Consider the following 6171-nt stretch of genomic DNA (forward strand, 5'->3'; position numbering starts at 1 on the left):
AACCACCAGCAGGAGGTGGCGAAGCTTATCGACGTCACCACCTGTATCGGCTGTAAAGCCTGTCAGGTGGCCTGCTCCGAATGGAACGATATTCGTGATGAAGTCGGTCACAATGTCGGGGTGTATGACAACCCGGCGGACCTGACCGCCAAGTCATGGACGGTCATGCGCTTCTCGGAGGTGGAACAAAACGACAAGCTGGAATGGCTCATCCGCAAGGATGGCTGCATGCACTGCGCGGACCCGGGCTGCCTGAAGGCCTGCCCGTCAGAAGGCGCGATCATTCAGTACGCCAACGGCATTGTCGACTTCCAGTCCGAGCAGTGCATCGGCTGCGGCTACTGTATCGCCGGCTGTCCGTTCGATGTACCGCGTCTGAACCCGGAAGACAACCGCGTCTACAAATGTACCCTGTGCGTAGACCGCGTGACCGTCGGCCAGGAGCCTGCCTGCGTGAAAACCTGTCCGACCGGCGCAATCCACTTTGGCTCCAAAGAGGATATGAAAACGCTGGCCGGCGAACGCGTGGCTGAGCTGAAAACCCGCGGTTATGACAATGCGGGCCTGTACGATCCGGCCGGCGTCGGTGGCACCCACGTCATGTACGTGCTGCACCATGCCGACAAGCCGAATCTGTACCACGGCCTGCCGGAAAACCCGGAGATCAGCCAGACCGTCAAGTTCTGGAAAGGCATCTGGAAACCGCTGGCGGCCGTCGGCTTCGCCGCGACCTTCGCAGCCAGTATCTTCCACTACGTCGGCGTCGGTCCGAACCGCGCGGAAGAGGAAGAGGACAATCTGCATGAAGAGAAAGACGAGGTGCGCAAATGAAAAGACGTGACACCATCGTGCGCTACACGGCGCCGGAACGCATCAACCACTGGGTCACCGCCTTCTGCTTCGTCCTGGCGGCGGTGAGCGGGTTAGGCTTTTTCTTCCCGTCCTTTAACTGGCTGATGCATATCCTCGGCACGCCGCAGCTGGCGCGAATTCTCCACCCGTTCGTCGGGGTGGTGATGTTCGCGTCGTTTATCATCATGTTTTTCCGTTACTGGCATCACAACCTAATCAATCGGGATGATATCTTTTGGGCGAAGAATATTCGTAAGATCGTCGTCAACGAGGAGGTGGGCGATACCGGGCGCTATAACTTCGGCCAGAAATGCGTATTCTGGGCGGCGATTATCTTCCTGGTACTGCTGCTGGTGAGCGGTGTGATCATCTGGCGTCCGTATTTTGCGCCGGCTTTCTCAATCCCGGTGATCCGATTTGCGCTGATGCTGCATTCATTTGCCGCAGTGGCGTTAATTGTGGTTATCATGGTGCATATCTACGCCGCCCTCTGGGTGAAAGGCACCATTACCGCGATGGTGGAAGGCTGGGTTACCAAAACGTGGGCGAAGAAACATCACCCGCGCTGGTACCGAGAGGTCCGCCAGAAACAGGAAAAGTCATCTGAATGAGTATTCGCATAATCCCGCAAGACGAGCTGGGTTCGAGCGAGAAACGCACGGCGGAAGCAATTCCGCCGTTACTGTTCCCCAGGCTGAAAAATCTGTATAACCGCCGCGCTGAACGCTTGCGCGAGCTGGCCGCTAATAACCCGCTAGGCGATTACCTGCGCTTTGCCGCGCTGATTGCCCATGCCCAGGAAGTAGTGCTGTACGACCATCCGCTGCAGATGGATCTCACCGCCCGCATTAAAGCGGCCAGCGAACAGGGCAAGCCGCCGCTGGATATCCACGTCCTGCCGCGCGACAAGCACTGGCACAAGCTGTTGCACTCGCTGATTGCCGAGCTGAAGCCGGAAATGAGCGGCCCGGCGCTGGCGGTCATTGAGAATCTGGAAAAAGCCTCTGAGCAGGAGCTGGAGCAGATGGCCAGCGCGCTGTTTGTTTCCGATTTCGCCTCCGTCAGTAGCGACAAAGCGCCGTTCATCTGGGCTGCGCTGTCGCTCTACTGGGCGCAGATGGCCAGTCTGATCCCAGGAAAAGCGCGCGCCGAATACGGCGAACAGCGCCAGTTCTGCCCGGTGTGCGGCTCGATGCCGGTCTCCAGCATCGTGCAAATCGGCACCACTCAGGGGCTGCGCTATCTGCACTGCAACCTGTGCGAAACTGAGTGGCACGTAGTACGCGTCAAGTGCAGCAACTGCGAGCAGAGCCGCGACCTGCACTACTGGTCGCTGGACAACGAGCAGGCGGCGGTGAAAGCCGAAAGCTGCGGCGACTGCGGAACCTACCTGAAGATTATGTATCAGGAGAAGGATCCGAAAGTCGAAGCCGTCGCCGACGATTTGGCCTCCCTGGTGCTCGACGCCCGCATGGAACAGGAGGGCTTCGCCAGGAGCTCAATTAACCCGTTCATGTTCCCCGGCGAAGGGGAGTAAGTTCTGCAGTATGATTTCGGGCGGCTCTTGTCGCCCGTTTTCCTTCTTGTGACACGAACGTGCGCAGGGATTATTCACACGCGTCACTGACCGTTATCAGAGGCCAACCTTTGGCTGGAGATATTCGTTTCAGACGAGTTTATCGCTCACTTGTCGTCCTCCTGTCACTCGAATTATTCAGGGTGGATTTCGTACGGCGTGACTACGCCAGGAATACCGGCAAAATCCTTCGTATTCCGCGTAATTAGTTCCAGACGATGGAGTTGCGCCGTCGCCAGAATGATGGCATCCGGCAGCTTAAGCTTATACTCCTGCCGCAGCGCAACGCTTCGCTCTGCAATATCCTGTGAGATGTTAATGATATTAAAGGTGCTCAGCGCCATTCGCGTGCGCTGCTCCTGGTGATATTTTTTAGCGCCAACCATCACCTCCATCCAGGTAATCAGACTGATCGCATTCTGCGGTGGCCAGGCCTCCAGCGCCTGTTTGGCTTCGCGACGCCCGCTAAATAAATCAATAAGAATATTGGTATCAAAAAGCGCAGATCCGGAGGTCATTACCACTCCTTGCGTAGCTGACGTTGATATTCCATGCCGTCTTCTTCGCAGTCTTGCCACAGACCCAGCGCACTGGAGATGGTATCTTTAGCTCGATCTTGTTTCTCCAGATATTGTTCAACCGCTTCACGTAACAGTTCCGCTCGCGGAATGTTACGCTGCACTTTGAGGTCATCGAGACGTTGAATGACATCGTCTGATAAATCGAGAAGAATTCTGCCCATATCCCTTTCAGCCATCATGCTCATATATACCTCAAGTATATCACCAGTGATGAAGTTATGAGCAATCTAGAGCTTTTGGAATCGGAAACAAACAGGATTTTGTCAGGTAAACTCTTTTTTGCGAGCCGCTTTCCATAATGCACAGGCGACCTCAACAGGCCTGTCTTTTCGCCATAATCCAGGCTATAACACTGGATATTAAAACAGTACAAGGAACTTCATATGGCGCTGGAAAAAGGGATTGCTTCGCTGGTTGAGGCATTTATTGCGGCAGGTCGTCCGTCATCACGCGATCAGCATATTGATGATCGGAGGGCCGGCTATATCGCCAGTGCGGTACTCGCCGGGGAGACGGAAACGCGAGTGCGGGTGGAGGATATCACCCTGGAGGGTATGCACTTCCGCGTCGTTTCACCGCCCACAGCCGACGGCCTGCTACCCACGCTTATCTACTACCACGGCGGCTGTTTTGTCAGCGGCGGCTTTACCACCCACGATAACCAACTCCGTCAGTTAGCCATGTTCAGCGGTTGCCGGGTGATCGCTGTACAGTACCGCCTGGCGCCGGAGCATACCTTTCCGGCGGCGCACGATGACGCAGAACAAGGTGTCATGATTATCCACCGGCACGCGGAGCAGCTTGGCGTTGACGCATCACGTATCACCCTGGCTGGCGACAGCGCCGGCGGGCACCTCGCTCTGGTCACGGCCCTGCGCCTGAAAGCGGCGGGAGCATGGCAACCTGCACAGCTTATCCTGATTTACCCGATGCTCGACGCTACCGCCAGCATGGCAAGCTACGCCAGCAACGGCGAGGATTACATCATTACCCGGGACACGCTGCTTAGCGGCTACGAAATGTATTTAGCGGCCACACCCGCTACCCATCCGGATGCCTGCCCGCTCTGGCGCGAAGATTTTCACGGTCTGCCACCGGTCCACATCCTGACGGCGGAGTTCGATCCTTTACGTGATGAGGGCGAAGTGCTGTACCGAAGGCTGACGGAGCAAGGGGTGGAGAGTTCCTGTCAGCGCTATCTGGGGGTGATCCACGGCTTCTTTCAGCTGGGAGGCGTCAGCCACGCAGCGCGTGATGCCATGCGGGATATCGCCTGGCGTGTGGCATCGCCAGGACGATAACTGCCGCAGGCGCTTACTCTTCCTCGTTGCCGCCCTCTTCGTACGAGCCAAAGGGCTTCGCCGGCAGCACGATGTAGATCCCCTCGAAAACGGCGCCCTGTTTATCGTCGCCAAAAAGCTCCACCTGCATTTGCACGCGGGCTTTACGCCCGCGCGCCAGTCGGTCGAGATCGCCGCTCAGAGAACCGAGGTCGGCGATGGCGCTGGGGCGGCCGCTAATAGGCTGGCTGTAGCGGATATGCGCATCCGCCAGAATAATGGTGCCTCCCAGGTGCCGCTCGCGCAGCATCAGCCAGATAAGCCCCCATCCGGTTAAGGTAGCGAGCGAAAACAGGCTGCCGGCGAACAGCGTATGGTGCGGATTCTGGTTCCCCGCCTCCGGCATGGTGGTAATAAATTTCTGCCCGGTGTACTGCTGAATACGTACGCCCATTTTTTCACTCAGCGGAATATGCTGATACCACGCCTGCTGGAGCTGTGCGCACCAGTCGCCGCGGTGCAAAATATCGTCCAGCGACGCGACCGGTTTGATCATCAGAAAATGACGGATCGGCGTGGTGGTCGGGGTGGTGATCTCACCCTGATTGACAAATCCGAGCTTGGCGAAAAATTCCACCGCATCTTCGCGCGCGCTGCAGGTAACCCGCTTAACCCCTTCCTGACGCGCGACGGACTCCAGGGTCATCGCCATCAGCGTACCCAGCCCTTTATCCTGCACCGAGGGATGCACAGCCATAAAGCGGATGGAGGCTTCATTCTCCGCATTGATATATAGCCGGCCGACGGCAACCAGGTTGCCCTCTTCATCCACTACCATCTGATGATGCGCCATCGCATCCCAGGCGTCACGTTCCGATCCCTTAGGCTGATGCAGCGGCTTACGCAGCATCTCCCAGCGGAACTGGTAGTAGCTCTCTAACTCTTCTGCTGTTTGCGGTACACGAAGGTGATACATAGTCGTACTCTCTTTTGTTCCCCGCAGCCTGCCCGGAAGCTGGGTCATACCTGCAACCAAAAGGTCACGGGACCATCATTGACCAAAGAAACCTGCATATCCGCAGCGAATCTTCCGGTCTGGGTGTGCATTTCCTGCTGGCGACAGCGGGCGACGAAATACTCATACAGCGCCTCAGCGCGGTCAGGGGCAGCGCCTTTCGAGAAGCTCGGTCGCATCCCCCGCTCGGTATCGGCCGCCAGCGTAAATTGCGAAACCACCAGCACGCTGCCGCCCGCCTGCTGGACATTCAGATTCATTTTCCCTTCCGCATCGCTGAAGATGCGGTAGCCCAGCACGCGTTCACAAAGGCGATTCGCCTTTTGTTCATCATCGTCTTTCTCGACGCCCAGCAGCACCAGAAGCCCCGGGCCAATTTCGCCCGTCACCTCGTCCGCCACGGTAACGCTTGCACGGGATACGCGTTGAATTAATGCAATCATGGTTGTTCTGTTTCTTCTGTTTTAAGTTTGCGGTATTCACCGAGAGTGACAGTAATTTCAGCGCCAAGCAAGACGATACACCAGGTCCAGTACACCCAGACGAACAAAATCGGCACCACCGAAATCACGCCATAAATTAGCTGATAGGACGGAAAGGTGGTGATATAGAGGGCAAACGCCTTTTTACCTGCCTCAAACAGCAGCGCCGCCACCAGCGCCCCGATCACCGCGTCGCGGTTACGTACCTGGGTAGTCGGTACAATACTATAGAGCAGCCAGAACGCTGCCCAGGAGAGGATCAGCGGAAATAGGCGGAGCAGATTATCAATTACGCCGTCCAGGTCGCTTGCCCAGCGCAGCGACAGCAGATAGGAACTGATCGCCAGGCTGGCGGCCCCCCCCCGCGGGGCGGGGGGGGGGGGGG

General features: G+C 57.1%; 9 protein-coding genes. 4 read left to right on the forward strand and 5 right to left on the reverse strand.

Annotated elements, in window-relative coordinates; translation table 11 throughout:
• The 3 genes from fdxH to fdhE all read left to right on the forward strand — a co-directional run.
• A partial coding sequence (gene fdxH / locus HMPREF9538_RS15130; RefSeq protein WP_009484978.1) for a formate dehydrogenase subunit beta occupies nt 1-831 on the forward strand: 831 nt, incomplete at its 5' end.
• A complete protein-coding gene (gene fdoI, locus HMPREF9538_RS15125; RefSeq protein ID WP_002882818.1) occupies nt 828-1463 on the forward strand; it encodes a formate dehydrogenase cytochrome b556 subunit in 636 nt (211 codons plus the stop codon). The genes fdxH and fdoI, both read left to right, overlap by 4 nt.
• Complete coding sequence (gene fdhE / locus HMPREF9538_RS15120) at nt 1460-2389, forward strand: formate dehydrogenase accessory protein FdhE (protein WP_004150358.1); 930 nt, start codon at nt 1460-1462, stop codon at nt 2387-2389. Before fdoI ends, fdhE begins: the two co-directional genes overlap by 4 nt.
• Nucleotides 2390-2562: 173 nt before the next feature.
• Here fdhE and HMPREF9538_RS15115 read toward each other — a convergent pair whose 3' ends face one another.
• Nucleotides 2563-2946 carry a type II toxin-antitoxin system VapC family toxin gene (locus HMPREF9538_RS15115; protein WP_002882817.1) on the reverse strand — a complete coding sequence of 128 codons (384 nt, stop codon included), beginning with the start codon at nt 2944-2946 and terminating at the stop codon, nt 2563-2565.
• Nucleotides 2946-3188 (reverse strand): CopG family transcriptional regulator, encoded by a 243-nt coding sequence (locus HMPREF9538_RS15110; protein ID WP_004150355.1) that lies wholly within the window; start codon nt 3186-3188, stop codon nt 2946-2948. The genes HMPREF9538_RS15115 and HMPREF9538_RS15110 overlap by 1 nt, the downstream gene beginning before the upstream one ends.
• A 204-nt stretch (nt 3189-3392) precedes the next feature.
• Between HMPREF9538_RS15110 and HMPREF9538_RS15105 the strand changes: the two genes are divergently transcribed.
• Nucleotides 3393-4310 (forward strand): alpha/beta hydrolase, encoded by a 918-nt coding sequence (locus HMPREF9538_RS15105; RefSeq protein WP_009484979.1) that lies wholly within the window; start codon nt 3393-3395, stop codon nt 4308-4310.
• Nucleotides 4311-4323: 13 nt separating this feature from the next.
• Here the strand turns inward: HMPREF9538_RS15105 and fabY are convergent, their stop codons facing one another.
• The 3 genes from fabY to HMPREF9538_RS29835 form a co-directional block, all read right to left on the reverse strand.
• On the reverse strand, nt 4324-5265 hold the full coding sequence (gene fabY / locus HMPREF9538_RS15100; protein ID WP_004178031.1) for a fatty acid biosynthesis protein FabY: 942 nt from the start codon (nt 5263-5265) through the stop codon (nt 4324-4326).
• 44 nt (nt 5266-5309) lie between these two features.
• On the reverse strand, nt 5310-5747 hold the full coding sequence (gene dtd / locus HMPREF9538_RS15095; protein ID WP_002882809.1) for a D-aminoacyl-tRNA deacylase: 438 nt from the start codon (nt 5745-5747) through the stop codon (nt 5310-5312).
• Nucleotides 5744-6171, reverse strand: a 428-nt coding sequence (locus HMPREF9538_RS29835; RefSeq protein ID WP_009484981.1) for a YihY family inner membrane protein, incomplete at its 5' end; no start/stop codon positions are given. The genes dtd and HMPREF9538_RS29835, both read right to left, overlap by 4 nt.

Source organism: Klebsiella sp. MS 92-3 (genome assembly GCF_000195655.1).
Lineage (GTDB): Bacteria > Pseudomonadota > Gammaproteobacteria > Enterobacterales > Enterobacteriaceae > Klebsiella > Klebsiella pneumoniae.

Coding starts and splice junctions, on each gene's coding strand:
- fdoI (WP_002882818.1), top strand. CDS start 828: ATGAAAAGACGTGACACCATCGTGCGCTACACGGCGCCGGAACGCATC.
- fdhE (WP_004150358.1), top strand. CDS start 1,460: ATGAGTATTCGCATAATCCCGCAAGACGAGCTGGGTTCGAGCGAGAAA.
- HMPREF9538_RS15115 (WP_002882817.1), bottom strand. CDS start 2,946: ATGACCTCCGGATCTGCGCTTTTTGATACCAATATTCTTATTGATTTA.
- HMPREF9538_RS15110 (WP_004150355.1), bottom strand. CDS start 3,188: ATGATGGCTGAAAGGGATATGGGCAGAATTCTTCTCGATTTATCAGAC.
- HMPREF9538_RS15105 (WP_009484979.1), top strand. CDS start 3,393: ATGGCGCTGGAAAAAGGGATTGCTTCGCTGGTTGAGGCATTTATTGCG.
- fabY (WP_004178031.1), bottom strand. CDS start 5,265: ATGTATCACCTTCGTGTACCGCAAACAGCAGAAGAGTTAGAGAGCTAC.
- dtd (WP_002882809.1), bottom strand. CDS start 5,747: ATGATTGCATTAATTCAACGCGTATCCCGTGCAAGCGTTACCGTGGCG.